We start from the raw sequence: 25,934 nt of genomic DNA on the forward strand, positions 1-25,934 counted from the left end.
ACTTTTTGTGAAGTCATATGGGGAGATCCCAGGGCCTGTCATTACCGGCAGCCTTCGACGACCTCGATATCGGTATCGTCTTGCGCGACCCGGAAACCGGCGTCGCCCTCGACGTAAACGATCGGATCGAGGAGTTGTACGGATATTCGCGAGCGGAACTCCTCGAGATGGAAATCGAGGAGTTCACAGCACCGTCGACGAAGTTTTCCCAGGACGAGGCGGTCAATCGACTGTGCGCTGCTGCTGCCGGCGAGTCGCAGGTGTTCGAATGGCGGATCGAACGGCCCACAGGAGAACTGGTCTGGATTCGCGTTCGGCTCAATCGGACGACGATCGACGGCGCCACGTGTATCATCGCCGAAGTTCGAGAGATTACCGAGTACAAGGCTCGAGAACGCCTGTTGCGTCTCCTCAATCGTGTCGTCCGACACAATCTCCGAAACGAGACGAACGTGCTCATGGGGTATGCTGATCGCCTCAAACAAGCGATCAAGGAAAAGACACTCGAGGAGGAAGTCGAGACGATCCTCGAGATCGCGTCGGAAATCGGGACGCTGAGCGACTCGATTCGCCAGATCGAGGAGATCGCAACGCCCGACGCGACGCAGCGTTCGCCCACGGATATCGGCGAGCTGGTTCAGGAGATCGTCGCGGAGGTTCGAGCGGACGATACGGCGGCCGAGATCACCGTCGACGTGCAGGCCGACGTCTGTGTAAACGCCGATACGGGCCTCCGCCACGCGATCAGTCACGCCATCGACAACGCGATCGAGCATAACGATCGCGACGTCCCGTCCGTCGAGGTGTCGGTCGCCATCGATTCGGACACCGAGCAGGCGGAGGTCGTTGTCAGTGACCACGGCCCAGCGATCCAGGACGTGGAGATCAACGTTCTCAAAGAAGATGTCACGGCGAGTACCACCTACCACGGCTCCGGCGTCGGGCTGTGGGTGATGCAGTGGTGTGTCGACTCGCTCGGTGGCGAGCTCGTCTTCGAGGAGAACACACCCCGTGGTAACGTCGTTCGATTCTTGCTGCCACAGATAGATCGCTCCGAGCCGTAGCGACGGTCAGCACGGCTCGCCGCCGGTACTGGCCCGCCGTCGCCCCCGGAGGGCATCACACGCTTTAACTTTCAGCCGGGGGAAATGAGCGTAATGACCCTGCACGTGACGAACACGTTGACGGGCGAAAAAGAGCCGTTCGAGCCACAGGACCCCGAGAACGTCTTGCTCTACTACTGTGGCCTGACGGTCTCGGATCCGCCACATCTGGGCCACGCACGCTCGTGGGTCCACGTCGACGTCATGCACCGCTGGCTCGAGTACCTCGGTTACGACGTGCGTCACGTCGAGAACTTCACCGACGTCAACGAGAAGATCGTCGCCCGGATCGGCGAGGACGACTTAGGCGAGAGCGAAGGCGAGGTGGCCGAGACCTACATCCAGCGGACGATCGACGATATGCGCTCGCTGAACCTCCTGCGTGCGGAGGTCTATCCCCGCGTGTCCGAGCACGTCCCGGAGATCATCGACCTCGTCGAGACCCTGATCGAGAAGGACTACGCCTACGAGTCCAACGGCTCGGTCTACTTCGACGTGACCAGCTTCGAGGAGTACGGTAAACTCTCGAACCAGGAACTCGACGAGATCGAGTCCCAGGGCGACCCCGACGAACGCACCGAGAAGCGGAACCCGGCGGATTTCGCGCTCTGGAAGGCCGACGGGGTCGACCCCGACGCGATCGACGAACACAGCCACGAGGGCGTCGACCACGGGGAGACCCCGCCCGAAGGCCTGACCTGGGACTCGCCGTGGGGCGAGGGCCGGCCCGGCTGGCACATCGAGTGCTCGGCGATGAGCATGACCCATCTGGGCGAGACGCTCGACCTCCACGTCGGCGGCCGGGATCTGGTCTTCCCGCATCACGAAAACGAGATCGCCCAATCCGAAGCCGCGACCGACCAGCAGTTCGCCAACTACTGGCTCCACTGTGAACTGTTCCAGATGGACGACGAGAAGATGTCCTCGAGTCTGGGCAACTTCGTCACCGTCGACGAGGCGATCGACCGCTGGGGGACGAACGTCATGCGGACGTTCCTGACCGCAGGGTCGTACAACAGCAAACAGCTGTACGCCGACGAGACGATTTCCGAGGCCGAAGAACGGTGGGATCAGCTCGAGCGCGCCTACGAGGCCGCCGTCGACGTACTGGATTCGCCGCAGGCAAGTTCGAAGGTCGACGACGCGACGTTGCGCGACGAGATCGACGACGCACGCGCGGCGTTTACGACTGCGATGAACGACGACTTCAACACCCGCGAGGCACAGTCCGCGCTGCTGTCGGTCGCGACGGCGATCAACCGCCATCTCGAGGCGGTCGACGCCGAGGACAGCTCCGATTACCGCGGACTTCGACGCGCCGTCGAGACGCTCGAGGAACTGGGCGACGTCTTGGGCCTCTCCTTTACGGGCGAGACGACGGGCTCGGCCACGCTCGCCGGCGACGTCGTGGAACTCATCCTCGACGTGCGCGAGGCCGAACGCGACGCTGGCAACTACGACCGCGCCGACGAACTGCGCGACGAACTCGAGGCGCTCGGCATCGAAGTGCAGGACACCGACGAGGGGGCTACCTACCGGCTTCCGTCGGGCGAGTGAGACGGTCTGCTGTCACACAATGCTGGTTGATCGAGTCGTCCGACAGTAACGCACCGTCAGGCCACACATCGTGACAACCAGATTACCTATAACCTGTCTGCTAAAGTGGATGGCGCTTATCTAGATTATAATGACTGATTCTCGCTCGGTCGTCACCGCTGGGTTCGATGCCTTACCTGCACACGTGGCGATCCTTGACGATTCGGGGGAGATCATCTACACGAACAGTTCGTGGGACGCGTTCGGTGACGAACAGGGGCTGCCCGAAGACGCGGGTGGGGTCGGGACGAACTATCTGGCGGTCTGCGAAGCCAGTGAGCGCGACGATGAGGCAAAAGAGACGGCACGAGGAGTTCGAGCGGTCGCGGCTGGCGACTGCGAAGAGTTCTCGCTCGAGTACCCCTGTCACACGCCCAACCACAAGCGTTGGTTCGTCATGCGGGCGACGCCGTACGACCACGAGGGTGAACGGTTCGTGCTCGTCATGCACGTCGATATCACCGAGCGACATCAACTCGAGCAGCGAACCCAGGCGCAGGCCGAACGCATGGAGTCGTTCGCGAGACTGCTCTCACACGACCTTCGAAACCCGCTGTCGGTCGCACTGGCAGAGGCTCACACTCTCGAACAAGACGATGATGTCGACCTCGAGGCCGATGACGGCAGCCGCAGTCAGTTACGCTCGTCACTCGAGCGCATGGAGTCGATCATCGACGATGCGCTGGCACTCGTGGCAATCGACGAAGTCGCGGCGGACGAACTGGCGGTGATCCCGCTCGCGACGGCAGTCGAGGGCGCGTGGAAACACGTCCACACGGAGTCGGCGACCTTTTCAGTCACCGGAACCGTCGCGATCAGGGCCAACGAGTCGCTGGTGAGCCATCTCTTCGAGAACTTCTTTCGGAACGCGATCGAACACGCCGGCGACGACGTGACTGTCGAGGTCGGCCCGCTCGAGCGGTCGAGTACCGACGGTGGGGGAGACACTGTGCTTGACGGGTTCTACGTCGAAGACGACGGCCCGGGGATTCCGCCCGACCGCCGCGAACGGGTGTTCGAATCGGGGTATTCGGCCGACAGTAGTGAGACGGGCGAGTCGGGGCACACGCAGTCGGCACAGGCTGCCGAGGGCGGCTCCGGTTTCGGGCTCGCGATCGTTCGCGAGGTCGTCGACGCACATGGTTGGTCAGTATCGGTGACGGCAGGCCAGAACGACGGTGCTAGATTCGAGATCCGAGGCGTCTCGATGCGCGAACTGTAGTTCTAGAATCCGAGTGCCGTGGCGATCGAAAGTCCGCTCGCGAGCGCGCCGAGCAGGTAGCCACCGATCGCGCCGCCGTTGAGCAACGGCAATCCGGCGTGGGGGCGTCCTTTGAGGACCATATACATGAGCACGAGCAGGCCGGCGATCGTCCCCACCAGCGCGCCGAGTGCGGGCAGGTTCAACGCGATCAGGGGTACCGATAGCGTCTCGATCTCGAGGAACGCTGCGGCGCTGGCGACGAGAATCGACGGGATGACGGCGTCGCCGAGGCCGATAAACAGGGCATCACGCTCGAGGGCACCCTGGTCTGTGTCAGCACCGGAGTCGACGTTAGTATCGGGTTCAGTACCGCCGTCGGCGGCGCTTGCCTCGGCGTCGCGGTCGTCCTCGAGCACGTCGTCAGTGCTGCCGGCCGCGAGGTAGGAATAGGACAGCGTCATCGGGACGACGAGGACGACAGGGATCTTGAGGTCCATCACACCTTCGGCGAGGTCGAGCATGTGTTCGGTGCCGTAGACACTGATGGCGTCGTAGACCGCGAGCACTGCGAGCAACAGCAGCGCCGGCAGGAGGCCGAAGCTGATCCCGAACAGGGCGGCAGCACCGGCACCCATCACGACGCCCGTCGCGTCGATGACGTACCACTCGGGGTAGACCCACAGCGCCGCGCCGACGGCCAGCGCAGCGACGATCGCGAGTGCGTCGGCCACACCCGAACCGACCAGCGGTGCGAGCAACGCCGGGACGAGTTCAACGAAGACGTACCACGAGATCATCACGCTGACGCCGACGATCAGCAGCCGGATGAGCCACTCGAGGTCGTACTTGAAGGCTGCGAGCATCAGCCCGGTTGCGACGAGCATCACCCCGAAGTAGAGGATACTGTTGGTCGGGTTCTGAGGATCCTCGACGGCTTGCCGGCCCGATTCGGTGAAGGGGTCGATCAGCGCCAGCGCGCCGAGCTGGACGCCGAGGAAGAGCAGAACCGTCGTGCCGACGGCGACGAGGACCCGCGTCCGATCGTTCATGCCGCGGCGTTTGCACCCCGTTCGTATTGGCTTTTCCACTCCGGGTCGGCGACGAGTCGTCGCCGACGGTCGAACCCGACACGCGGCAGCGACGCTACCGCGCGTACAGCGTCGACCCCACCAGCGACGGTAGGTGGACGTCGTCGTCGGGCGTCACCGCCAGATAGGGCCGCGAGACGGGCCCGAAGACGTCGACGACGCGGCCGACCTCCTCGAGCGAGTCGTCGAGGACGGTCGTCCCGATCTCGTCGCGGAACTCCGAAGACGCATCGTCGTCCGTTTCGTCCGCGCGGAGTACTGCGAGCCCCTGTGCCGTGCGGACGACCGCGCCAACCCGGCGCATCTCACTCGCGCATCGCGACGACGTACGCCGCGACGGCTTGCACGAGGTCGTTTTTCGTCGAGTCGTCGGCCCCGCGGACGACGACCCGGCCCCGGTCGGCCCAGTTCTCCCGGGAGTAGGCCTTGTCCCGCTCGATCGTGGCGTCGTACCCGATCTGCTGGACGGCCTTCGCGATCTCGTCGACCGTCGGTTCTTCGACTGCCAAGTCCTGGGACACGCGCCGTCCGTCGCTCCGCGAGAGGTCCGCATCGAGATAGGCGGGCCAGATGACGTTCTCGACCATGCGCCCCTCTGGGCGGTCCGGCGAGTAAACCCTTTTCAAAACGATACGTCGGACGCCGCCGTCGCTCAGACTCGAGAACGCCGGCCACGCGGTCCCGACTGTCCGTGTTATCGTCGCCGTGCGATGATGCCGGCGGCAGCGAGCATGGCGATGAGAGCGGCGGGAACGCCGAATCCGGGTATACTGTCGGTTTGCTGGTCGTCCGATGGGGTGTCGTCCTCGGGTGCGGCGTCGAGTTCCTCGTTCGCCGCTTCGTAGGCCTCCGGATGGACCGTCTTGACGATGTGAGTAATCGCGTAGACGACCCGCGGCGCGGGCTGGCTGATGTAGTTTGCCTTCACCGGGAGGACGTTGTCGTTCTGGTAGGCGGGCGTCGCCGTGATCGACTCGTGGATCGGGACCTGCTCTCGGTCGTTGGGATAGATTATCCAGGCGGGGCTCTCGTCGACGACTGTTTCGGGGTTGATCTGGTTGTATGACTGGACACCCGCCTCCGCTGCGATGTTCGTCATGCCAGCCGTCGTCAGGGCCTCGTTGATGAACGTTCCCGACCCGGCGGTGTATCCATCACCCATCGCGTAGTACGCCGTCGGGCGGTCCGCCCCCTCGAGTGTCCGTTCGACGATTTCGAGTTGCTCGTTCATCCAGGTGATCGTCTCTTCGGCACCGTCACACTCGCCGGTGAGTTTGCCAGCCGTCCGGACGTTTTCACGAACGTCGTCGAGCGATTCGGCGTCGCTGAACTGATAGACGGTAAGGCCCGCGTTCCGAAGCTGTTCGATGTCGCCGTCCTTCGTCGCGTTCGCCGCTAACACGAGGTCGGGATCGAGGTTGACAACCCGCTCGTGCTTGACCGTCCAGCCGTCACCGACGTTCACACGGTCTCCGCGGTCGAAATCGCTGGTTGCGTAGCTGTAGGGCAGTCCCACGAGACGGTCCTCGGCACCGATTTCGTACACCGTCTGGGTGTCGCTGGCCTGCAGCGTGACGATCGAGTCGGGTCGCTCCTCGAGCGTGATGGTCGTGCCCGTCGCATCGGTCAGCTCGAGCGGGAACTCACACGTTACGTCGACGGTCGATTCAGTGTCGGCGTTCGACTGCCCGGCGGCGGCGGGCGCGAACGCAGAAACAACAAGTAGAAGGGCTAACAGGACGGTTATGTGGCGTCGCATCGCTCTCACCTCACTGCTACTTCAACAAATATTTGCCTACTGCAAGGCAGGTTGGTGCGTATGTACCGATCGGTCCGAACGGCAGTGTGGTCGGCGGGGTTGTTAGTCCTGCTCGTCACGGTCGTGCTCACCAGCGCCGCACTCGGACCGGTCAGGATCGATGTCGTGACCGTCGCGATGGCGATGTTGAACGCGGTCGTCGTCCCCGTGGGCGTGACGATCAGCAGTGCGTCGCTTCCCGTCCTCGGCGTCTCCGTCCCGGCCCCAGGGCTCGAGTACGCTACGGTCTTTTCGTTCGACGTGCCGGTGACGCACCAGATCATCGTCAAAGACATTCGACTGCCACGGATCGCGCTCGCGGCGACCGTCGGGCTCGCACTCGGTGCTGCTGGGACGGTGATGCAGGGATTCTTCCGGAATCCGCTGGCGGATCCGTCGATCATCGGCGTCTCCTCGGGTGCTGCAGCAGGTGCGGTCGCAGCGATCGTCTTTCCGGGGCTCATCCCGTTTGGCGGCCTCCATATCTCGGCCTTTATCGGCGCGCTCGCGACGGCCTTTCTCGTCTATGCGATCGCGACCGACGGCGGTCGAACGCCAGTTGCGACGCTGTTGCTCGCCGGCGTCGCGATCCAGACGTTTCTCGGTGCGATGATCTCGTATATGCTCGTCCACAGCGGCGACTCGCTGCGACAGGCCGTCTACTGGATGATGGGCCATCTCAACAACAGCCAGTGGGGAGACGTGGAATTTGCCCTGCCGATCACGCTGGCGGGCGTGCTCGCGCTCTGTGCGTTTCGGCGGGAGCTGAACGTCCTGTTGCTCGGGGAGGAAGACGCCCACCACCTCGGCGTGGAAGTCGAGCGGACCAAACTCCTCTTGCTCGTGCTCGCGAGCATCGTCACCGCTGCCGGCGTCGCAGTCGCAGGCGTTATCGGCTTCGTCGGCCTCGTCGTGCCACACATCATGCGGCTGATCGTCGGCCCAGACCATCGGATCCTGTTGCCGACCAGCGCACTCGCCGGCGCATCGTTTCTGGTCGCGACCGATACGCTCGCGCGTATCGGCCCGGCCGTCGTTCCGGTCGGAATCATCACGGCGGCGCTTGGCGCACCCTTCTTCCTGTTCCTGCTCAGTCGCCGAGAGGTGCACTCGCTATGACCGGGTCCAGACAGCCACCCGACACAGCTAATTCCGACCTCGAGGGCGACGAGCAATCGCGGCCGGATCCAGCGACGATCACCGTCGAAGATGTCTCGCTGTCCTTCGGCGAGCTCTCGGTGCTCGAGGACGTCTCACTCACCATCGAACCCGGCGAATTCGTCGGTTTCGTCGGTCCCAACGGGGCCGGGAAGACGACGCTGTTGCGCGCGATCAGCGGCGCGCTCGAGCCCGATTCCGGAACCGTCACCATCGACGATGCTGACGTTCACGGCCTCTCTTCGCGGGCCTCGAGCCGGCTGGTGTCGGTCGTGCCCCAGGACACGTCGCTGTCGTTTTCGTTCCCTGTCCGCGATGTCGTCGAGATGGGGCGTCATCCACATCGCTCGCGGTTCTCGTCGGCGACACTCGAGGACCGCGCCGCAGTCGAGCGCGCCTTAGAGCGGACCCGCACAGCGGAGTTAGCCGACCGACCGATCGACGAGGTCAGCGGCGGCCAGCGCCAGCGGGTCGTCCTTGCTCGGACGATCGCCCAGGCGACGCCGGTCATGCTGTTAGACGAGCCGACGGCGAGTCTCGACGTCAACCACCAGGTCGAGACGCTCGAGCTCGTCCGCGAACTGGTCGACGAGGGCCGGACCGTCGTCGCGGCGATCCACGACCTCGATCTCGCGGCGCGGTACTGCGATCGGCTGGTGTTGCTTTCGGATGGCTCGGTCGCCCGGGATGGCCCGCCGTCGACGGTGTTGACCGGCGAGGCGCTCGCGGACTCGTTCGATGCGAACGCGGTCGTGACGCCGAACCCGGTGACGGGGACCGAGACAGTGACCGCGCTGGCGGACGCCCGCGAGCCGAAGGCAGCGTCACAGCCTGATCGGGTTCACGTGCTCGGCACGGGGACCGCCGCTGCCGGCGTCGTCGCCAGACTCGAGGCCGCGGGGATCGACGTGACGCTCGGTCCCGTCTCGAGTGGCGACGCCGCAGCCGAAATCGCCCGCTCGCTGGGCGTCGAGACGATCGAGACCGCGCCGTTCGCGCGACTGGCCGCCGACGACCGCGCCGCCACCGAAGCGCTCGTTCGGGAGGCCGACGTGACGGTGCTTGCTGATCTCGTTCTCGGTGCTGGCAGCCAGCCCCTGCTCGATGTGCTCGAGGCCACAGCCGGACTGGTCGTCGTCGAGACGCGGCCGCTCTCCGAGCTGGGCTTTGGTGGTGCGGACGCTCGAGCACGGTACAACGAATGTCGCGAGCGGGCAGTGAACGCGACGCTCGAGGGCATCTGCGAGGCGGTCGCCGACGCGGCAGTGAGCGACTCGCCTTCGCGGCAGTCGGTCGACTCGATCGACGCCGACGGCTGAGACGGGGTGCTGTCACGTGTTTTCGGCACGTCTCTCACCGGTCGTGGGGAGTCGGAACTGACTTCTCAGTCGGTAGTAGCACGGTTCCTTGTTCCGAAGAACTCACGACTCGCGGTAAGTACAGGTGAAGGTGTTACCGGAGCAGCTACCCTCCTATCGGATAGACGTCAGAAACGACCTGCTGAATAGAGAGGATAGGCCTTGTTTAGACGCTCAAACGTTAGCAGTGTATAATCGATCGAACTCTTGTCGCCGTGCTAGTAGCTCGGTGAAAATACCAAATCTACTAGGAAATGAAGCGGGACGGATTCGTTGTGCACACGAAGACCTCCCGCTTCACAGAGAAGATTGTATCGCTCGCCGAAAAAGCCGTCGTTGGTACGCCAGCTCCGGCCTACCGTCCGGGAGAAGAAGGCTACGCTGACTGGGTAATTCTCGCCGTTCAAGGGTTGAAAGAGTATCTCGGACATCCGTACCGGAAGCTGATGGACGTCCTCCGCGAGATGCCAAGAGTGACGGAATCACTCGGATTGACGCCCGAAACGGTCCCTCACTTCTCGACCGTGTGTACGCGAAAGCAGGCGATTCCGATGAAGCGGTGGCGAGCGATCCTTGATCAGTCCGTCGAACTGTATGATCTCGGTGATGTGCAGGCGATCGACGCAACCGGTGTCGATCGCGTCCAGGCCAGCCAGCACTACGCAAAACGGACGGACTACACGTTTGAGGCGGTGAAGACGACGCTGCTCATTGATTGTGAAACCAGTGCGATTATCGACATACACTGTTCGATGAAACAACCGCACGATACACAAGTCGGCTGGCAGGTGTTAGTGCGGAATCTCGACGATTTGGCGACTGTCGCTGCCGATAAGGGCTACGACTGGGAGGAACTTCGCACGAGGTTGCGTGCGGAAAGTATCACGCCGCTGATTCCGCAGCGAGATCCTGGGATGCGGGGGTGGGCAAGAAATTTGCTAATTAAGGATCGGGCGTACCACCAGCGCTCCAACGCTGAATCGGTGTTTTTCGGACTCCGACGCAGATACGGCGATACGCTCTGGTCGAGAACCTGGTTCGATCAATTCCGTGAACTTGTCATGAAATCCGCGGTCCGCAACATCGAACGCGTCATAGAGGACTCTCACCTGTGAAATCACGCGTTCAAACAAGGCCGAGAGGATCTATTCAGCACAGTGACAGCTACAGGATAGTAGGGTATTCACAACGTGTGCTATCCCCCTCAACTTTCAAGATATTCTATATGTGCGCCGTACGCACTACCAAATGCTGAAAAGAATGAGGCTAATCCGACAGCAGCAAACAGTTGTGTCGGCCAAATTAGTGAAGCAATATAGGTTAGAACCAATGTGATTGTGAGAGAAATAACCCCTGCAATAGCTGATTTTTTGAGTGCCTGTGAATTCATACAGCAAGCCACATGATGATGTTACAAAGAATTATCCACGTACCTTCGCGCCTTCTATTCAGCAGAGGCTACAAGAGTAGTGAGTAGCCTGTTAGCTATCGATGATGCGCTTGTCGGAGTGCATCTGCGGTCGCTGTTCCGGAAATTCGGATGTATTTCTGGGCAATGGCGAGATCGCTCCAGCCCATCACTGCCTGAAGAGGAACTGGCGCAACTCCCTGATAGGTATGGTAGCTCGCAGCGGTTGCTCGTAAACAATGTGGGTAGACACGCCCTCGAAGATCGGCACACTCGGCTGCTTCTTTCACCCGTCTATTAATTGTCGAGCGCGGATGCGGGAACGAATCGTAGCGATTGGCGAACCGTTCGATACACAATTCGAGACGTAACGACAGGTCGAAGGGGATCGCCCGTGCGGAGGAGACGGTCTTTGGGTGCCACCGTGCCCCTACTGCCTCGGCCTCTGTGAGGTCGTCACAGTGGCTCGCTTCCTGAGCTGCTTGACGACGACAGTGCCCACAAGAACACGGCTCGTGCTGTGGAATCTGGAGAAGCTTCCGATCCCAGTCGAACCACGTGGTATTGAGGTGAGAAATCTCTCTCGCTCGCAATCCAAGCCGACCTGCTACCAAACAGATGAACCGCGCTTGGAAATCACGTGGACTGGGTAACTCCGAACAGGCTTCGAGTAGTAACTCGAACTCTCGGTCAGTGAGTACATCTTCGTGGGAATGGCGTGTCGTCAACGCTCGTCAATGCCGCATCGCCCATGTTGATGACTCAGACTGATGTTGTGTCATTACAGCCGGAGGTGTGCACGGTTCCCAGAGAAATCATTCAAATAGAGATTGTTCGGCGATGCTGAATAGAGAGCATTGGATTCAGCACGACAGGAGTGATCGAACTACATCCGTTTGCTCATGCTGTGTCCATGTCCAGCGTCTCTTGGAGAGGCTCGACACGAAACACGTAATCCGCGTAACTGCCCTCAAGATTCGTGGGGCTCTCTTCGTCGGCATGCTCTTGACAGAGAACGGCCTCTGCCTCAACGGCACCGTGCCCGGTTTCTTCCTGATATCGTTCGAGGACGACAAACGTCGCCCTCTCGGTGCAGCCGCGACGGTGGCACTCGGGAAGCGAGTCTGGAACTCCGTCCTCACGTCGGTTCTCGTCGTCTGCTTGCTTTTCTCGTCCGTTTTCCGTGTCTGCCATCCTTGTTCCCTAGGAAAGCGAGCGGGATAATGCTATGGTCGTTCGTGATCTCGTGCCGCATTCGCGCCCTGTATCTTGCACGGCAGCGAGAACATCTATTGTCACTGGTAGACTGTCCAGCGGTAAGTACGCACCTATGGTTACGGACTCGGACTTGTAATTATGAGCGGCGATCTGACACTGACAACCCGCGAGCGGACTGGACGGTTTTTTACCCCTCCGACTCCGAGTGGCCGCCAATGACCGAGTACGATTACGAGGCCCTCGGACTCGTCGCCGGGCTGGAGATCCACCAGCAACTCGATACGGCGACGAAGCTGTTCTGTCAGTGTCCGACCGACCTCCGCGAGCCCGACGCGGCGACGCGGTCGTTCACACGCTATCTCCACCCCACCCGGAGCGAACTGGGCGAACTCGACGACGCCGCCGTCGAGGAGAGCATGGTCGAACGCGAGTTCGAATACCTCGCCTACGACTCGACGTGTCTCGTCGAGGAAGACGACGAGCCACCCCACGAACTCGACGACGAAGCCCTCGAGACGGTGCTCGAGATCGCCCAGCTGATGGACATGAACCCGGTCGATCAGGCCCACGTCATGCGCAAAATCGTCGTCGACGGCTCGAACACGAGTGGCTTCCAGCGCTCGTCGCTGATCGCCACCGACGGCGAAATCGAGACGAGCGACGGGGCCGTCGGCATCGAGGATCTCATGCTCGAGGAGGAAAGCGCCCAGCGCGTCGAAGAAACCGACGATGGGGTCCGCTACAGCCTCGATCGACTCGGGATTCCGCTGGTCGAGATCGGCACCTGTCCGGACATTTCCTCGCCCGAACAGGCACTCGAGGCCGCCGAACGGATCGGAATGCTGTTGCGCTCGACCGGCAAGGTCAAACGTGGTCTCGGGACGATCCGCCAGGACGTCAACGTCTCCATCGAGGAGGGAGCCCGCGTCGAGATCAAGGGCGTCCAGAGCTTAGACGACATCGACGATATCGTCCGCAACGAGGTCGGCCGGCAGGCCGAACTCGTCGAGATCCGGGACGAACTCGAGGCACGCGACGCGTCGGTCGGCGACACGCAGGACGTGACTGCGGTCTTCGAGGACACCGACAGCGGCGTCATTCAGGGCGCGCTGAATTCGGGTGGCTCCGTGATGGCCGTTCCCCTCTATGGCTTCGACGGCCTCGTCGGCCGTGAGATCGCACCTGATCGCCGCCTCGGCACCGAGTTCTCGGATCACGCCAAGCGCCACGGCGCGGGCGGGATCTTCCACACCGACGAACTCCCAGCCTACGGCGTCACCGAGGAAGAAGTCACGACCCTGCGCGACGCGGTCGGTGTCGATCCCGAGGACGCCGTCGCGATCGTCGCCGACGGGACCGACATCGCCGCAAACGCCATCGAGGCCGTCGCCGATCGGGCCGCGACCGCGCTCGAGGGCGTGCCCGAAGAAACCCGCGGTGCGAACGACGACGGCACCACTCGCTACCTGCGGCCGTTGCCCGGCGCAGCGCGGATGTATCCCGAGACGGACGTCCCGCCGGTCGAACCCGATCCGAGCGAGGTTCCCGAACCCGAACTCCTCACCGCAAAGGTCGAGCGCTATCAGGACGAGTACGATCTCGGCGAGGGGCTGGCCGAGCAGGTCGCCTACGGGAAGTACATGCCGCTATTCGAAGACGTAGTTGCTGACGGCATTGATCCGACGCTGGCCGCGACGACGCTCGAGTCGACGTTGACCGAACTCCGGCGCGACGACGTCCCCGTCGAGGCGCTTACCCGCGAGCACATCGAGGACGTCCTCGAGATGGTCGACGACGGCGACCTGCCAAACGAGGGGGTTCCGGATCTGCTCACAGTGCTAGCCGAAGAACCGGACCAGACGGCCGAGACGGCAGCCGAAGACGCCGGGCTCGGCGGTGCCGAGGAAGAAGAGGTCCGTGAAGCCATTGTCGAGGTCGTCGAACGAAACGAGGCCCAGGTCGAAGACGAAGGCATGCAGGCGTTCTCCGGACTCATGGGCGAGTGTATGGGCGCGCTCCGTGGCAAGGCGGACGGTGACCTGGTGAGCCAACTGCTGCGCGAAGAGATTCAGAAACGCGCCTAGCAGGCGTCGATACCTCGATTCTGTTACTGGCGCGGTGTTCGCGACGCTCCGCTGCAGGGACGGCACAGGGAGCCAGCGGAGTGAGCGCAATGATTATCCTTCAGTCTATACCCCCACCATGTCAATATAGTGAAAGAAAGTCGTGTCTTCGTATTATATGGAGCGCTGGTGTGTGACCCGTTGAGTCGCCCACACGGCCGCTGTGGGGCGCTCGGAGAGACATGAGTATGTGCAACGGGACACAGCACACGAGAGACGAATCGGACTCCGAATCGATGCGAACGACGCGCCGAACCGCGCTTCGCGGGGCAGGTCTCGCCGGCGTACTCGCGATGGGCGGCGGCAGCGCTAAAGCCAGCCAACGCTCCTCGGAGACGAACACCCACCAGGCTGAAAACGAGACAGACGAGACAGTCCCGGTAACGTGGGAGAATTACACGCGCGCAGAGTCGGACACGTACTTCGCGAGCTACGCCGAGCTGGGCGGATTCGGCGAGTTCTATCACATCCGAGAGCCAGTTCCCATCGACCAGCAGGACGTCATCCAGATGAATCGTGATACGCTCTACTCGGCTGGCGTCTTCGATCTGACGGAGCCAGTCACCGTCACCCAACCGGACACCGGTGACCGCTACCAGTTGCTGATCGTCATCAATCAAGATCACTACGTGAAGGGTTCGTCCACGACCGCCGGCGAATACACGCTGACACAGGACGAAGTCGGGACGCGGTACTGTCTGGTCCTGGTCCGCACGTTGGTCGACCCGAACGATCCGGACGACGTCGAGACCGTTCACGCCATCCAGGACGAGATCACGGCGAGTCAACGATCCCCTGGCACGTTCGAGATCCCCAACTGGGATCAGGACTCGCTCGAGGGAATCCGCAATGCGCTCATCACGGTCGGAGAGACGATGGAGGACTCCCAGGGTGTGTGGGGCGACGCCGACGAGGTCGATCCCGTCAAGCACTTCCTCGGCACCGCGGTCGGCTGGGGCGGCAGTCCGGAGACGGACGAGTTCGTCCTCTGGCGAACGCCCGAACGGAACGACGGCGACACGCCGTACACGCTCACCGTCGAGGACGTCCCCGTCGACGGATACTGGTCGGTCACCGTCTACAACAGCGACTGGTACCTCGAGGAAAACGAGTACGACGCGTACGCGATCAACAACGTAACCGCGGAGCGAGCCGACGACGGCAGCGTCACGATTCACTTCGGCGGCGATCCCGACCAGCCGAACTTCCTCTATACGCCGGCGGGGTGGAACTATACGGTCCGGCTCTACGAGCCGCGCGCGGAGATCCTCGACGGGAGTTATCAGTTCCCCGAAGCAGAGCCCCTCGAGTGAGAGACGCGGCGCGCTCGGGAGGTTTCACGCCGTTCGTCAGGTGTCGACTAGCTCCTCGAGCAGCGTCTCGAGACTGTAGCTCTGCAAGGCGTCCCGTTCTTCGACCGCCGAGATGACGAACGTCGAGACGGTTCGGTCGACGCCCTCGAGTTGTTCGAACTCGGCGATCAGCCGCTCGACCATCTCGCTGTCGCTCAGTCGCGCGACGACGATGAAGTCCGTCTCGCCCATCGTGAAGTAGACGTTCGTGACGCCCTCGACGGTCAACAGCCGATCCGCGAACTCCTCGTAGGAGCCCTGATAGTCGGCGTGGATCTCGACCAGCACGGTGACGCCGAGGCCGAGTTCCTCGAGGTCGATGTCGTAGCGGTCGTTTGCGATGATTCCCTCCTCGCGGAGGTTATTGAGTCGGTAGTGGATCGTCGAGACCGGAATGCCGGTCGCTTCGTGGAGCCGCTCGGGGCTTCCCGTCTCGAGTTCGGCGATGGCCTTGAGCAGGCGCACGTCGCGGTCGTCCATACGACAGCGTCGGGCGGCGGTCGACATGTGTCTTCCGACCGATGTAATTGGAGAAATCTACAAGACAGATCCTGACTGTGGATCCGTCTTCGGATGATATTCGTATGTGTGATTTGTAATTCGGGAATTTGCGGCTGGTTGTAGAAGGATCTAAATATCACAGTCAGTTCCGAATCGGGTATGAATACACTCGGATCAGTGCCAGACGGGTACCGCGAGGCAGTGCTCTTTTCGATCCTTGCGCTCTGCTGGGGAAGTTCGTTCGTCGCGATCGAGATCGGCCTCGAGTACGTGCCGCCACTGCTGTTCGCCGGGCTTCGCTACGCGCTCGCGGGCGTGATCGTCCTCGGGTACGCGGCTGTCGCGGCCGATCGCACGCGGCCACGCGGGCGGGCGGAGTGGCTGGCCGTCACGGTCGCCGGCGTCTTTGTCATCGCGCTCTATCACGGGCTGTTGTATCTCGGCGAGCTGTACGTTTCGGGTGCCGTCGCAGCGACCGTCGTCAGCACGGCACCGATCTTGACGGCAGCGTTCGCTGGCATCGTCCTCCCGTCGGAACGACTCGCACCCGCCGGCGTCGTCGGCTTCGTACTCGGACTCGTCGGCGTGATCGCGATCGTCCAACCCTCGCCGACTGCGCTCGCGGGTGACGCGACTGTCGGCGCTACCCTCGTGTTCGCTTCGGCGATCGCCTTCGCCCTCGGGAGCGTCCTCGTTCGGCCGATCGACGCGGCGGCGCTGCCGCTCGAGACGCTCCAGGCCTGGGCGATGCTCGTCGGAGCCGGCGTGTTGTTGGGCTGGGCGCTCTTACGCGGGGAGTCGGTCGCGGCGGTCGAGGTGACGGCCGCCTCGCTTGCGTCCTTCGGCTACCTGACGGTCGTCTCGGGCGTGTTCGCGTTTCTCCTCTACTTCGACCTGCTCGAGCGAAGCGGCGCGACGCAGGTCACCCTCGTCAGCTACGCCGAACCGGTCGTCGCAATGGGCGTCAGTTGGCTCGCACTGGGTCACGTCGTCGACTCGCTGACGCTCGTCGGGCTGGTAACGATCCTCGCCGGCTTCGTCGTCATCAAACGCCGGGCACTCCGGTCGTTGCTCCGCTCGCTCCTCGAGCGCCGGTCGGCGACGACCTCGTGAGCGGGTGTTACCGAATATTTGCGATCGGAGAAACGCTTATCAACACAGACGTTGGCCGATTGCATGACCAATGTCTGAGACGATTGACACCGACACAGCGGCGCTTACAGCGGTCTGTCACGTGCGCGCACCGTTACTGCTCGAGCCGATCGACGAGCAGATCGAGACGCTCCAAGCTTGTGAGTCCGAGGGCGCGATCGACGAGTTGCTCCTGCGCAGTTGGCCCCAGGAAGTCGCCCTCTCCGATGAGAGTCCCTATCAGGAAGTCATCGACAACTACGAACGGTTCGCCCAGTGGGCCGACGAGCGCGGCGTCAGCGTCCGGCCGCCGTTCCGCGAACGATCGACGACCTCGCAGGTGACCGGTAAGACGCGCGAGCGGCTGGTGACGCCGCTTCTGTGTCTCGAGGTGTACGCCGACGATGAACTGGTCGGCGTCTTCCCCCACACGGATGAGCGAACCGAGGAAACGTATACGACCGACGAGGCGATCGCCACGCTCAGAACCGGCGAGGTGCCGGAACCGCTCGGCTCGGTCACACGCGAGGACATGCGCGCGTCTGCGACGGATACGTGTCCCGACTGTGGCGGGACGCTGGTCGACGGCCAGGGACTGTTCGCCTGCAGTGACTGTGGGTGGATCGGAACCGTCACCGAAACCGGACGATACGAGCCACAGCCGGCTGAACTCACGAACGAACGTGAGCCGTCACCCGTCGCGACCCGGTAGTCAGCGCGCCAGGACGACCACACGCAATCACTCGCGAGCGAACTCCCCGCCGTACTCGGCGTCGACCGTCACTGTCGTCTCGGCGCGGTTGACTGTGGCCGTGTTCGCTTCCGTTCCCAGTGAGGACTCGAGTTTCTCTTCGTCGACCAACTCGTCACTGCTGTAGCTGACGGTGGCGCGTGCGGTTGCGGTATCGCTATTGGTGACCGAAAGGTTCTGATGGACGCCGTACGCGCCCTCGAACGCACCGAACTCGAACTGTAACCCATTCTCGTCGCTCGTTTGATCGTCCGAGAGCGTCCCCGACGCGAACGCGTCGTTCTCGGTGTAGAGACAGCAGGCGATACCGCTGTTTTCGCCGGCACGAAGCAGTTGCTCGAAGTCATCGTCGGCCTCGTGTTTCGGTGTTCGGTCGCCGGCTGCTGTCGCGACTGTTCGCTCGACGGCGGCCGCCGGGTCGAACGACGAATCGGTCCCGGTGGGATATGAGTATGCGTAGACAGTCTCCGTGATACCGACGATCTCGTCGCTTCCGCTGTCAGCATAGACAGCGTATCCGTCGGACTCGGTCTCGAGGGAGTATCCAGCAGCCTCGAGATCAGAGGTGATACCGTCGCGGTCGTACGAACCGACGAGTGCGTACACGCCGTCGGCGTAGATGAACTGTTCCTCGCCGTTTTCGGTCTTGTTGTTGTCGTTATACGCGTCGAGTCCGGCGGAGTCGGCGAGCTGTCCGAGCCCGAACCAGCTGACGAGCGCAACGGCTACGGGATTGCCAACGAGTGGGTCCGTCGGCTCCTTACCCGCCTCGGCACCTTGGTCTTCGACCAGGGTAGACATCGTCTGGACGTCGATCGCTCCGTAGAAGTACTCCGGCTGATCAGTCGTCGGTAGCATCGAGGCGTACGGTGGCAGTTCGTTGCCAGTCGGGTCAGTTGTCCCATCGTCGGAGGGACCCGTGTCATCGCCGTTTCCGTTACCATCGGATGACGACGAACAGCCGGCGAGAAGCGCCATTCCGCCAGCGAGCAATCCGAGCGCGTTTCGTCGACGAATTTCAGTCATCCTGTGGTGATGGTCACTGAAACCGTATTATTGTACTGACTTGCGAGACGTCGTATCACACACTGTCACTGTTCTCGGCCGGCCGTTCGGTCGCCCGACGGAGAATCCCAAGCAGCGTGTTCGCCTCGCGTTCGGTCAAGTCGGCCCGTCCGAACACCCGACGGAGCATCCGCATCGTCTTGTCGCGCTTCTCGTCGGGATGGTTGAGTTCCTCGAGCAGCGCACCCCACTGATCGTAAAGCCGGTCGACGGTCGGTTCAGGGGCGCGAACGCACTCGAGGTCGGGCAACTGTGTCTCGTCGTCGAGGGTTAGCGATCGGAGTTCGTAGAGCGTAATCGTGGCAGCCTGCCCGAGGTTGAGGACGGGATAGTCGGCGTTTGCCGGGATCGAGCAGATTTCGTCGATCCGGGCGAGTTCCTCGTTCGTCAGGCCGACGCGTTCGCGCCCGAAGACGAGGGCGGTCGGTGCCTCGACAGTCGGCAACCGGTCGGCGAGGTCTGCGGGCGTCGAGTAGGGAAATCGCATGTGGCTGTTGTCGTCTTCGTTCGTCACCGCCGTACAGCCGATCGTGTGATAGTGTTCTACAAGATAATCGAAACTGATCTCGTCGGCGTTCGGGAGGATATCCTCGCGAGCGTGGCCGGCGAAGCCGTAGGCCTCGCCGTCGGGGTCGAGTTCGGGCGGATCGACGAGCAAGAGCTCCTCGAAGCCGAAGTTCTTCATCGCGCGGGCGATGGTCCCGACGTTGCCGGGCGACTGTGCGTCGACGACCGCAACTGCCGGCGGCGTTCGACTTGCAGGTGGGTCGGCTGGTGGCGACTTGTCGGTCATTGGCTCGAGGGTGTGACGTGCTCGAGACAGGGCAGTGCTGTCAGGTCGCCGTCCGCTTCGGTCGCAAACGGCGGTCGTGACCGAAACGCTGTAACCGTCGGATTCATAGCCGGGTTTCAGCGCGGGACTGCCAAAAGAGACGCGTTCACAGTTCGATGGCGCTGGCGAGGCGGGGGTGAGTCTGTTACTGATTGCGTGGCTGTGTGTCGTTTCGACACCGGTAGTGGGCCAGTAAACGACGGTCGCAGTACTGATCTACTGCTCTGTAGTTGACTATCTCTATTCTCGCTTTCTCTAGACTATAGTCTAGAGGTTCTACTAGATATAGACGTTCGTAATCTAGATACTAGATATTCTAGAGGGCGGTACGATAGTGACTGCTAGTGAATGAGATAGAGTACATACGTCTATAGAGACGCTACCGAGCAGGTCTGTCTCCAAAAACCGAACGACAGGAAAGCAGACGGGGGACACTAGCGGATGTATTTTCGGCTTGAGAGACGTCAGAACGGGTCGTGACACGGATATTCGGTCGAAGTGCCGAGTGTGAGAGGGACACACCCCCCTCGCGTTTGTAACGCCATCTACGTCTGGGGACCCTGATTTGGAACACACCAGTGTCGCGGATGTAACATTGGTGCAGAATCGGGATTTTACTGCCGAAATCTGGTGATTCATCTCGACCACCCCCTCCCTCTCGCCGTTACAAACGCGAGGGGGGTGTGTCCCCGGTCGCTGATCGGCAAATCGTTTGTTCGACTCTCCCTCGAGAGGGTTTGTGGCAGTCTCGAGGGTATTCCGTCTGTGGCTGTCGGGCGGGCTTGTCGGTCCGGAACCCGGGACAACGGGTCGCTGACCGGGTCGTGCCTCCGAGCCTTACACCCGCGACGGGGGTGGGGGTGTCCATCGCGGCCGGTTAGAAGCGCGAGGCCGGCGTTTCGGGAGATTTTCGGTCAGGCGGCCACGACCTGCCTGTTGAGTCGCTCTGACGGCGAATTTACACTCGCGATCGATCTCCACAGCTTTATTTCAGTCCAGTTGAAAGGGGCGGAGTAGTGCAATGTCCGCCAACGACGATCGAGACCCGCTCTTTCGGTACGACGATCCGGTCTTTGCCGACGAGCGCCTGCTCGAGATCACGCACCTGCCCGGCCCGGATCGGATCGTCGGGCGCGACGAGCAGATGCAACGGGTTGCGGACGCCCTGAACCCGGCGATCTTCGGGAGCGAGCCCAACCACCTCTTTATTTTCGGCAAGACCGGAACCGGCAAGTCACTTATCTCGCGGTCGGTCACCCAACGCGTCATTACGGAAGCCAGACACGACGATGTCACCGTGAAGTACGCCTTCATCGACTGTGGCGAACAGAACACGGAGGCGTCGATCGTCAAGACGATCGCCCAACTCGTCAACGATCCAGACGAGAGCGGGATCACCGTTCCCGACCGCGGCCTGGGAACCGGCGACTACTACAAGCGCCTCTGGCAAGCCGTCGACCACTGTACCGACGTCACCATCGTCATTCTGGACGAGATCGACATGCTCGAGGACGACGAAGTCCTCCGCAAACTGTCGCGGGCCGGGGAGAATCGCCGGATTTCGGACTCGAGTATCGGCATCATCGGCATCTCGAACAAGATCGATTTCCCCGATCACCTCTCCGAACGCGTCAAGTCGAGTCTCTCGCGGGACGAACTCGTCTTCTCGCCGTACGATGCGAATCAACTCGTCGAAATTCTCGAGAAACGCCGTGACGCCTTCCACGACGGCGTGCTCTCCGACGACGTGATTCCGCTAACGGCCGCCCTCGCGGCCCAGGAACACGGTGACGCGCGCAAGGCGATCGACATCCTCCGGAACGCCGGCCGGATTGCAAAGAAGCGAAATGAGTCTCAGGTCACGGCCGACCACGTCCGCGACGCCAAAGAGAAGACCGAGGCCGACCGCTTTAACGAACTCATCGAGGGCTCGCCCCAGCAGGCCAAGGCGATCCTCTACTCGCTGACGCTGCTGACCGAGAACAGCTCGGAAAAGGAGTTCCCGACGAAGATCATCTACAACCAGTACAAGGAAGTTGCCCGTCGACTCGACTTCGACGTCCTCTCCGAACGCCGTGTCCAGGAGATCCTGCAAGAACAGAACTTTCTCAACGTCATCCAGTCCGAACGCGAAGGGCGCGGGCGCGGCCGCGGCGCGCACGCGAAACACCGGCTGCTCGAGAATCCCTCGATCGTCAAGAAAGTCCTCCTGCGGGACTCGCGGCTGGCCGTCTTGGAAGACGACGAGTAGCGGGCCCGCTGCTGGTTGCGCCTGGGTTTGGTCTGTCGACAATTCTCGTCCCACCTGGAACGGTTACATTTTCCAATCAGTCTCCCCAGACGACTACTGGTCCTTATATATTGGTCACGTGGTGGCAGAAATCACTACTACATGAACAAATGGGTGTTAATTCAGATTGAGATGATATCTTATAGCACTATAGTCCGATATCAAACTACAACTGATGACGAACTTCGTTACCGAACTCCAATCGTCCGTGATGGCAAACCGGACGGCGGTCGCACTCGAGCGCGACGGCTCGATGACGTTCTCACAGCTGTGGTCCGCGACGAGCTCGTTTGCGGGTGGGCTCACGAACCGGGACATCACGGCTGGCGACCGCGTGGTGATCCACGCGGCGACCCCTCGAGCCGTGCTGATCGCCGTCTACGGGTCGCTTAGAGCCGGTTGCGTCCCCGTTACCCTCCCTCAGTCGTACGAAAGCTGGGACGTCAGACACGTCTTGAACGAGACCGAGGCGAAGGCGCTCGTCACCGACTCGAGCCCGATCATGGGCCTGCTCGCGAGCAGCGAGCCGTTGCGCGTCGCGGTCACTGCCGACAGCGACGCGCGGATGGGGATCGATCTTCCCGACTTCCTCGATAACGGTGGGATGAACGGCTCGAACTCGCGGACCGGGATCGATGTCGTGCGACGACCGGACGACGCACCGGGACTGATCGCGTACCTCGAGCGGGATACCGACGAGCCGATCGCCGTCGTCTACACCCACGCCACCCTCCACGCGAGTGCAGACGCCGGGGCAACGATCTGTCGAGACGAAGAGAGTGCCACACTCGAGGCGCACCTCGGCGCGTGTCCACTCTCGAACCCGATCGAACTGTTGTTCGGCGCGAACGCGACGCTCGTCAGCGGCGGGCGATACCAACCGGTCGCCAGCCCGGGCCCGGACACGATCCGGTCGTTGCTCGTCGCTACCGACGTCGATCGAGCGTTCGTCACGCCTGCGCAGTACGAGGACCTGCGAGCGAGCGAGACGAGCATGGCCAGACGCGGACTCGCGATCGTCGACGCGACACCCACGACGACCCCCGAACAGGTGGCCGAGACCGACGACGCCGTCCGACTCGTCGGCCGTCCGGAGACCGGAATTACCCACATTCGCACGCACGAGGACATCGATGCCGGCTGGCTCGGGCGACCATTGTCGAGCGCTCGAGCGCGAATCGTCAGCGGACCCAGTGGTGGAGAACTCGCCGTCAGCGGGCCCGGTGCGATGGACGCCTACTACGAGCGACCGGCGATGACCGACGACGTGACCGTCATCATTGACGGCACACGCTGGCTCAGGACCGGCGTCCCCGCGACCGCCCGCGAGGGGACGGTCTTTCTCGAGGACGACACCGGTCCCGCCCTCGAGACGGCGACATGATACTGCCTGACGACCGCACGCATGCGACCGGCGTCGTCGTGACTGCTGTCCAGTAGTGTGGTATCCGGCGGAATGGGACGATCATCGTTCGCCGGAACCACGATATCTTTTGGCGTCGCCGCCACAGACCGGATATGGACAGCGTCGACGCCGCTGGCTTGGGCATCGGTGACGAGTATCCACCTCGGATCATGGGCGTGTTGAACGTCAGCGAGGAATCGCCGTACGATCCGAGCGTCTACGACGACCCCAGCGAGGCAGCTCAGTACGTCGACGAGGAACTGATCGGCGAAGGGGCCGACATCGTCGACATCGGCCTCGAGTCGGCCAACAAACGCTTCGACGTGCTCTCAGCCGAGGAGGAACTCGACCGGCTCCACCTCGCGTGCGAGACGATCGAGAGCGTTTCCGGCGACGCGATCTTCTCGATCGAGACCCGCTATGCGGCGGTCGCCGACGAGGCCCTGTCGCGAGGCTTCGACATGGTCAACGACATCTGTGGCTTCGCCGATCCGGAGATGCCCACCGTCTGCGAGGACCACGACGCCGCGGTCGCGAAGATGGCGAGTCCGCCGGATATAGAGCGCCCGGGTGCCGTCGAGGAAACCGACTGGAGAGCCCGGAAATCGCCCGCGTGGGCTGCGGGTGCTGACTACGTCGATCGGGTCTACGAGGCGCTGAAACAGAACGGCCTGACCGACAAGACCATCATTGATCCTGCCTTTGGCAGCTGGAGCGAGGCCCAGACGCTCGACGACGACCGCGAGACGTTCCGCCGACTGCGGGAGTTCCGCGCGCTCGAGCGGCCGATGCTGGTCTCGATCAACCGGAAGAACTTCCTCGGCGAAATCGCCGGCCGCGAGACAGACAAGCGACTGCCGGTCAGTCTCGCAGCGACCTCGATGGCCGTCGAACGCGGCGCGCACGTGATCCGGACCCACGATGTCGCCGAGACGCGGGACGCGGCCCTGATCGGCAAGGCGTTTACCGAGCGTGCGAGCGCGACCGCGGACGGGCTCACGATCTCACAACTGGACGTCAATTCGACTCGCGAGTTCCGAACGCAGCTCCGCGAGCGCGGCATCGATCCCGCGATTGCCGACGACTGGCAGGGCCAACTCCTCGAGCTCGAGGGCCTCGGTCCCGACGCGAACGATCGGCTTGCAGTTATCGCGGCCGAGCAGGGGGCAGTCGTCAGACGCGTGGCTGACGGGACGTGCCTGCTTGCGGGATCGACAGCTAACGTTTCCGGCGTTGCTGGCGCGCTCTCGTCCGAAACCGACTGTCTTGGGGATCTCGGTGAGAAGCTGTCAGGAGTGCTGCGTTAAGAGAAAGCTTATGCCGGATGCTTCAAAATGGACGAGTGGACGCCGGGTAGCCTCCCGGGTAGGGGTACTTTGGAGGTGACCCCCGGCCCACAACACGGAATTATTGTGGTGTTACGCCGAGCAGTGACGACTCCGGCGGGCAGCGCACATCGCCGGCTGACAGTCGCGGATACTGAGACCGAACACACAAAGCGATCGCGCGACGAAATCGCATATGGAGTTCGACGAGTGGGAACCGGTCTACGAGGCGATCCTGCGCGATTTCGGCTACGACCGCGCCGGCGACGAGCGCGGGCGTGATCTCCTCGCGTCGCTGCTCGAGACGTCGCTCGACCCCGACGACCTCTCGATCGGCCGTGACGCAACTGTCGCTGTCGCCGGTGCCGGCCCGTCGCTCGAGACCGACCGGGCTCTCGAGCGAGCGCGTGCGGCCGACGCCGTCGTCGCTGCCTCGACCGCCGTCGATACCCTCGCGAGCCACGGGATCGAGGCCGACTGCATGGTGACCGACCTGGATAAGAACCCCGAGACCGTCGTGGACCTCACCGGACGGGGCGTTCCGGTCGCGGTCCACGCCCACGGCGACAATCTCGAGGCGATCCGCGAGGTCGTTCCCGACTGTGACGCTGCCGCCGTCCTCCCGACGACGCAGGCCGCACCCCGCGGGCCAGTCGGAAACTACGGCGGCTTCACCGACGGCGATCGAGCGGCCTTTCTCGCTGACCACCTCGACGCCGCGAGTCTCATCTTCGTCGGCTGGGATTTCGACGATCCTGCGGTCGATCCCATGAAAGCGCACAAACTCGAGTGGGCCGAGCGGCTGCTCGTCTGGCTCGAGTCGCGCCGTGGTGAGCGCTTTGCGGTACTCGACGGCCGACGAGACGAGATCGACACCGATGCGGTTCCCATCTCCGAGCCGTAAGGATTCGCTCTCCCTGTGTCGACTACGTGTGGCTCACGAGAGTCGATACTCGACGATATCGTTGCTGCCACAGGACGGGCACGTCGACGCCGACTCGAGTGTCGTTCCACACCGCCGACACTCCTCGATGATCGTGCGATCGTCACGCCGGCACAGAACCGCCGCGAGCGCTTTCCGCATCGTCGACTGCCGCTTCGGATCGTTTTTCTGACCCTGCATAGCCGGTCAGTTGCGAATATCACAATTCGTTATTGTCTCGTTATCCGAACTGACACGGGATTCGATCTCGATCTGACACAGTAATCGGCTCCTACGTCCTCGAGG

General features: G+C 62.5%; 24 protein-coding genes. 14 read left to right on the top strand and 10 right to left on the bottom strand.

Annotation, left to right across the window (positions count from 1 at the left end; genetic code table 11):
* Nucleotides 1–17 precede the first annotated feature (17 nt).
* The 3 genes from E2L06_RS06600 to E2L06_RS06610 all read left to right on the top strand — a co-directional run bounded on the left by E2L06_RS06600 (nt 18) and on the right by E2L06_RS06610 (nt 3,921).
* Complete coding sequence (locus tag E2L06_RS06600) at nt 18–1,064, top strand: PAS domain-containing sensor histidine kinase (RefSeq protein ID WP_138779788.1); 1,047 nt, start codon at nt 18–20, stop codon at nt 1,062–1,064.
* A gap of 93 nt (nt 1,065–1,157) precedes the next feature.
* Nucleotides 1,158–2,660 (top strand): cysteine--tRNA ligase, encoded by a 1,503-nt coding sequence (gene cysS, locus E2L06_RS06605; protein WP_138779790.1) that lies wholly within the window; start codon nt 1,158–1,160, stop codon nt 2,658–2,660.
* 130 nt (nt 2,661–2,790) lie between these two features.
* Entirely contained in the window at nt 2,791–3,921 is a 1,131-nt protein-coding gene (locus E2L06_RS06610) for a PAS domain-containing sensor histidine kinase (RefSeq protein WP_138779792.1), read from the top strand.
* Between the two features lie 2 nt (nt 3,922–3,923).
* Here the strand turns inward: E2L06_RS06610 and E2L06_RS06615 are convergent, their stop codons facing one another.
* The 4 genes from E2L06_RS06615 to E2L06_RS06630 form a co-directional block, all read right to left on the bottom strand.
* Entirely contained in the window at nt 3,924–4,952 is a 1,029-nt protein-coding gene (locus E2L06_RS06615) for a presenilin family intramembrane aspartyl protease PSH (RefSeq protein ID WP_138779794.1), read from the bottom strand.
* A 94-nt stretch (nt 4,953–5,046) separates the two neighbouring features.
* Nucleotides 5,047–5,295 (bottom strand): H/ACA ribonucleoprotein complex subunit GAR1, encoded by a 249-nt coding sequence (locus E2L06_RS06620; RefSeq protein ID WP_138779796.1) that lies wholly within the window; start codon nt 5,293–5,295, stop codon nt 5,047–5,049.
* 1 nt (nt 5,296) lies between these two features.
* Nucleotides 5,297–5,578, bottom strand: a complete 282-nt coding sequence (srp19, locus tag E2L06_RS06625; protein ID WP_138779798.1) for a signal recognition particle subunit SRP19 — start codon at nt 5,576–5,578, stop codon at nt 5,297–5,299.
* 107 nt (nt 5,579–5,685) lie between these two features.
* The gene (locus E2L06_RS06630) at nt 5,686–6,750 is read right to left on the bottom strand and encodes a PGF-CTERM-anchored ABC transporter substrate-binding protein (RefSeq protein WP_138779800.1); all 1,065 of its coding nucleotides are present in this window, start codon (nt 6,748–6,750) and stop codon (nt 5,686–5,688) included.
* Nucleotides 6,751–6,810: 60 nt separating this feature from the next.
* On the opposite strand from E2L06_RS06630, the gene btuC reads away from it, so the two are divergent.
* From btuC to E2L06_RS06645, 3 genes are all read left to right on the top strand, one after another.
* Nucleotides 6,811–7,908, top strand: coding sequence for a vitamin B12 ABC transporter permease BtuC (btuC, locus tag E2L06_RS06635; RefSeq protein ID WP_138779802.1), 1,098 nt, complete (start codon nt 6,811–6,813; stop codon nt 7,906–7,908).
* A complete protein-coding gene (locus E2L06_RS06640) occupies nt 7,905–9,266 on the top strand; it encodes a heme ABC transporter ATP-binding protein (RefSeq protein ID WP_138779804.1) in 1,362 nt (453 codons plus the stop codon). The genes btuC and E2L06_RS06640 overlap by 4 nt, the downstream gene beginning before the upstream one ends.
* A gap of 293 nt (nt 9,267–9,559) precedes the next feature.
* Nucleotides 9,560–10,420, top strand: coding sequence for an IS5 family transposase (locus tag E2L06_RS06645; RefSeq protein ID WP_138779806.1), 861 nt, complete (start codon nt 9,560–9,562; stop codon nt 10,418–10,420).
* 370 nt (nt 10,421–10,790) lie between these two features.
* On the opposite strand, the gene E2L06_RS22955 is transcribed toward E2L06_RS06645, so the two are convergent.
* Nucleotides 10,791–11,441 (bottom strand): site-specific integrase, encoded by a 651-nt coding sequence (locus E2L06_RS22955; RefSeq protein WP_138779808.1) that lies wholly within the window; start codon nt 11,439–11,441, stop codon nt 10,791–10,793.
* A 172-nt stretch (nt 11,442–11,613) separates the two neighbouring features.
* Nucleotides 11,614–11,907: a hypothetical protein gene (locus E2L06_RS06655; protein ID WP_138779810.1), complete on the bottom strand. Its 294-nt coding sequence runs from the start codon at nt 11,905–11,907 to the stop codon at nt 11,614–11,616.
* Nucleotides 11,908–12,146: 239 nt separating this feature from the next.
* Here E2L06_RS06655 and gatE point away from each other — a divergent pair, with 239 nt between their 5' ends.
* Both gatE and E2L06_RS06665 read left to right on the top strand, forming a co-directional pair.
* Nucleotides 12,147–14,015 carry a Glu-tRNA(Gln) amidotransferase subunit GatE gene (gatE, locus tag E2L06_RS06660; RefSeq protein ID WP_138779812.1) on the top strand — a complete coding sequence of 623 codons (1,869 nt, stop codon included), beginning with the start codon at nt 12,147–12,149 and terminating at the stop codon, nt 14,013–14,015.
* A 227-nt stretch (nt 14,016–14,242) separates the two neighbouring features.
* The gene (locus tag E2L06_RS06665; RefSeq protein WP_138779814.1) at nt 14,243–15,367 is read left to right on the top strand and encodes a DUF1214 domain-containing protein; all 1,125 of its coding nucleotides are present in this window, start codon (nt 14,243–14,245) and stop codon (nt 15,365–15,367) included.
* A gap of 36 nt (nt 15,368–15,403) precedes the next feature.
* On the opposite strand, the gene E2L06_RS06670 is transcribed toward E2L06_RS06665, so the two are convergent.
* On the bottom strand, nt 15,404–15,886 hold the full coding sequence (locus tag E2L06_RS06670; RefSeq protein ID WP_138779816.1) for an Lrp/AsnC family transcriptional regulator: 483 nt from the start codon (nt 15,884–15,886) through the stop codon (nt 15,404–15,406).
* 180 nt (nt 15,887–16,066) lie between these two features.
* On the opposite strand from E2L06_RS06670, the gene E2L06_RS06675 reads away from it, so the two are divergent.
* Entirely contained in the window at nt 16,067–17,020 is a 954-nt protein-coding gene (locus tag E2L06_RS06675) for a DMT family transporter (RefSeq protein WP_138779817.1), read from the top strand.
* 70 nt (nt 17,021–17,090) lie between these two features.
* Nucleotides 17,091–17,750 carry an HTH domain-containing protein gene (locus E2L06_RS06680; protein WP_171052320.1) on the top strand — a complete coding sequence of 220 codons (660 nt, stop codon included), beginning with the start codon at nt 17,091–17,093 and terminating at the stop codon, nt 17,748–17,750.
* Between the two features lie 27 nt (nt 17,751–17,777).
* On the opposite strand, the gene E2L06_RS06685 is transcribed toward E2L06_RS06680, so the two are convergent.
* Together E2L06_RS06685 and E2L06_RS06690 are read right to left on the bottom strand one after the other, a co-directional pair.
* Nucleotides 17,778–18,815 (bottom strand): hypothetical protein, encoded by a 1,038-nt coding sequence (locus E2L06_RS06685; RefSeq protein WP_138779820.1) that lies wholly within the window; start codon nt 18,813–18,815, stop codon nt 17,778–17,780.
* Between the two features lie 55 nt (nt 18,816–18,870).
* Entirely contained in the window at nt 18,871–19,647 is a 777-nt protein-coding gene (locus E2L06_RS06690; RefSeq protein WP_138779822.1) for an RNA methyltransferase, read from the bottom strand.
* 1,060 nt (nt 19,648–20,707) lie between these two features.
* On the opposite strand from E2L06_RS06690, the gene E2L06_RS06695 reads away from it, so the two are divergent.
* From E2L06_RS06695 to E2L06_RS06710, 4 genes are all read left to right on the top strand, one after another.
* Complete coding sequence (locus E2L06_RS06695; protein WP_138779824.1) at nt 20,708–21,937, top strand: Cdc6/Cdc18 family protein; 1,230 nt, start codon at nt 20,708–20,710, stop codon at nt 21,935–21,937.
* 214 nt (nt 21,938–22,151) lie between these two features.
* Complete coding sequence (locus E2L06_RS06700; protein ID WP_138779826.1) at nt 22,152–23,360, top strand: AMP-binding protein; 1,209 nt, start codon at nt 22,152–22,154, stop codon at nt 23,358–23,360.
* A 134-nt stretch (nt 23,361–23,494) separates the two neighbouring features.
* A complete protein-coding gene (folP, locus tag E2L06_RS06705; protein WP_138779829.1) occupies nt 23,495–24,688 on the top strand; it encodes a dihydropteroate synthase in 1,194 nt (397 codons plus the stop codon).
* A 214-nt stretch (nt 24,689–24,902) separates the two neighbouring features.
* Nucleotides 24,903–25,610 carry a 6-hydroxymethylpterin diphosphokinase MptE-like protein gene (locus E2L06_RS06710; protein ID WP_138779831.1) on the top strand — a complete coding sequence of 236 codons (708 nt, stop codon included), beginning with the start codon at nt 24,903–24,905 and terminating at the stop codon, nt 25,608–25,610.
* A gap of 33 nt (nt 25,611–25,643) precedes the next feature.
* Here E2L06_RS06710 and E2L06_RS06715 read toward each other — a convergent pair whose 3' ends face one another.
* Nucleotides 25,644–25,829, bottom strand: coding sequence for a hypothetical protein (locus tag E2L06_RS06715; protein ID WP_138779833.1), 186 nt, complete (start codon nt 25,827–25,829; stop codon nt 25,644–25,646).
* Nucleotides 25,830–25,934 lie beyond the last annotated feature (105 nt).

Source organism: Haloterrigena sp. H1, from assembly GCF_005938085.1.
Taxonomy (GTDB): Archaea; Halobacteriota; Halobacteria; order Halobacteriales; family Natrialbaceae; genus Natrinema.

What these genes read in the sequence shown, in the direction of transcription:
- E2L06_RS06680 (WP_171052320.1), top strand. Translation starts at nt 17,091, where the DNA reads ATGTCTGAGACGATTGACACCGACACAGCGGCGCTTACAGCGGTCTGT.
- E2L06_RS06620 (WP_138779796.1), bottom strand. Translation starts at nt 5,295, where the DNA reads ATGCGCCGGGTTGGCGCGGTCGTCCGCACGGCACAGGGGCTCGCAGTA.
- gatE (WP_138779812.1), top strand. Translation starts at nt 12,147, where the DNA reads ATGACCGAGTACGATTACGAGGCCCTCGGACTCGTCGCCGGGCTGGAG.
- E2L06_RS06670 (WP_138779816.1), bottom strand. Translation starts at nt 15,886, where the DNA reads ATGGACGACCGCGACGTGCGCCTGCTCAAGGCCATCGCCGAACTCGAG.
- E2L06_RS06640 (WP_138779804.1), top strand. Translation starts at nt 7,905, where the DNA reads ATGACCGGGTCCAGACAGCCACCCGACACAGCTAATTCCGACCTCGAG.
- srp19 (WP_138779798.1), bottom strand. Translation starts at nt 5,578, where the DNA reads ATGGTCGAGAACGTCATCTGGCCCGCCTATCTCGATGCGGACCTCTCG.
- E2L06_RS06685 (WP_138779820.1), bottom strand. Translation starts at nt 18,815, where the DNA reads ATGACTGAAATTCGTCGACGAAACGCGCTCGGATTGCTCGCTGGCGGA.
- E2L06_RS06600 (WP_138779788.1), top strand. Translation starts at nt 18, where the DNA reads ATGGGGAGATCCCAGGGCCTGTCATTACCGGCAGCCTTCGACGACCTC.
- btuC (WP_138779802.1), top strand. Translation starts at nt 6,811, where the DNA reads ATGTACCGATCGGTCCGAACGGCAGTGTGGTCGGCGGGGTTGTTAGTC.
- E2L06_RS06710 (WP_138779831.1), top strand. Translation starts at nt 24,903, where the DNA reads ATGGAGTTCGACGAGTGGGAACCGGTCTACGAGGCGATCCTGCGCGAT.
- E2L06_RS06645 (WP_138779806.1), top strand. Translation starts at nt 9,560, where the DNA reads ATGAAGCGGGACGGATTCGTTGTGCACACGAAGACCTCCCGCTTCACA.
- folP (WP_138779829.1), top strand. Translation starts at nt 23,495, where the DNA reads ATGGACAGCGTCGACGCCGCTGGCTTGGGCATCGGTGACGAGTATCCA.
- E2L06_RS06715 (WP_138779833.1), bottom strand. Translation starts at nt 25,829, where the DNA reads ATGCAGGGTCAGAAAAACGATCCGAAGCGGCAGTCGACGATGCGGAAA.
- cysS (WP_138779790.1), top strand. Translation starts at nt 1,158, where the DNA reads ATGACCCTGCACGTGACGAACACGTTGACGGGCGAAAAAGAGCCGTTC.
- E2L06_RS06675 (WP_138779817.1), top strand. Translation starts at nt 16,067, where the DNA reads ATGAATACACTCGGATCAGTGCCAGACGGGTACCGCGAGGCAGTGCTC.
- E2L06_RS06690 (WP_138779822.1), bottom strand. Translation starts at nt 19,647, where the DNA reads ATGACCGACAAGTCGCCACCAGCCGACCCACCTGCAAGTCGAACGCCG.
- E2L06_RS06610 (WP_138779792.1), top strand. Translation starts at nt 2,791, where the DNA reads ATGACTGATTCTCGCTCGGTCGTCACCGCTGGGTTCGATGCCTTACCT.
- E2L06_RS06655 (WP_138779810.1), bottom strand. Translation starts at nt 11,907, where the DNA reads ATGGCAGACACGGAAAACGGACGAGAAAAGCAAGCAGACGACGAGAAC.
- E2L06_RS06665 (WP_138779814.1), top strand. Translation starts at nt 14,243, where the DNA reads ATGTGCAACGGGACACAGCACACGAGAGACGAATCGGACTCCGAATCG.
- E2L06_RS06630 (WP_138779800.1), bottom strand. Translation starts at nt 6,750, where the DNA reads ATGCGACGCCACATAACCGTCCTGTTAGCCCTTCTACTTGTTGTTTCT.
- E2L06_RS06700 (WP_138779826.1), top strand. Translation starts at nt 22,152, where the DNA reads ATGACGAACTTCGTTACCGAACTCCAATCGTCCGTGATGGCAAACCGG.
- E2L06_RS06695 (WP_138779824.1), top strand. Translation starts at nt 20,708, where the DNA reads ATGTCCGCCAACGACGATCGAGACCCGCTCTTTCGGTACGACGATCCG.
- E2L06_RS06615 (WP_138779794.1), bottom strand. Translation starts at nt 4,952, where the DNA reads ATGAACGATCGGACGCGGGTCCTCGTCGCCGTCGGCACGACGGTTCTG.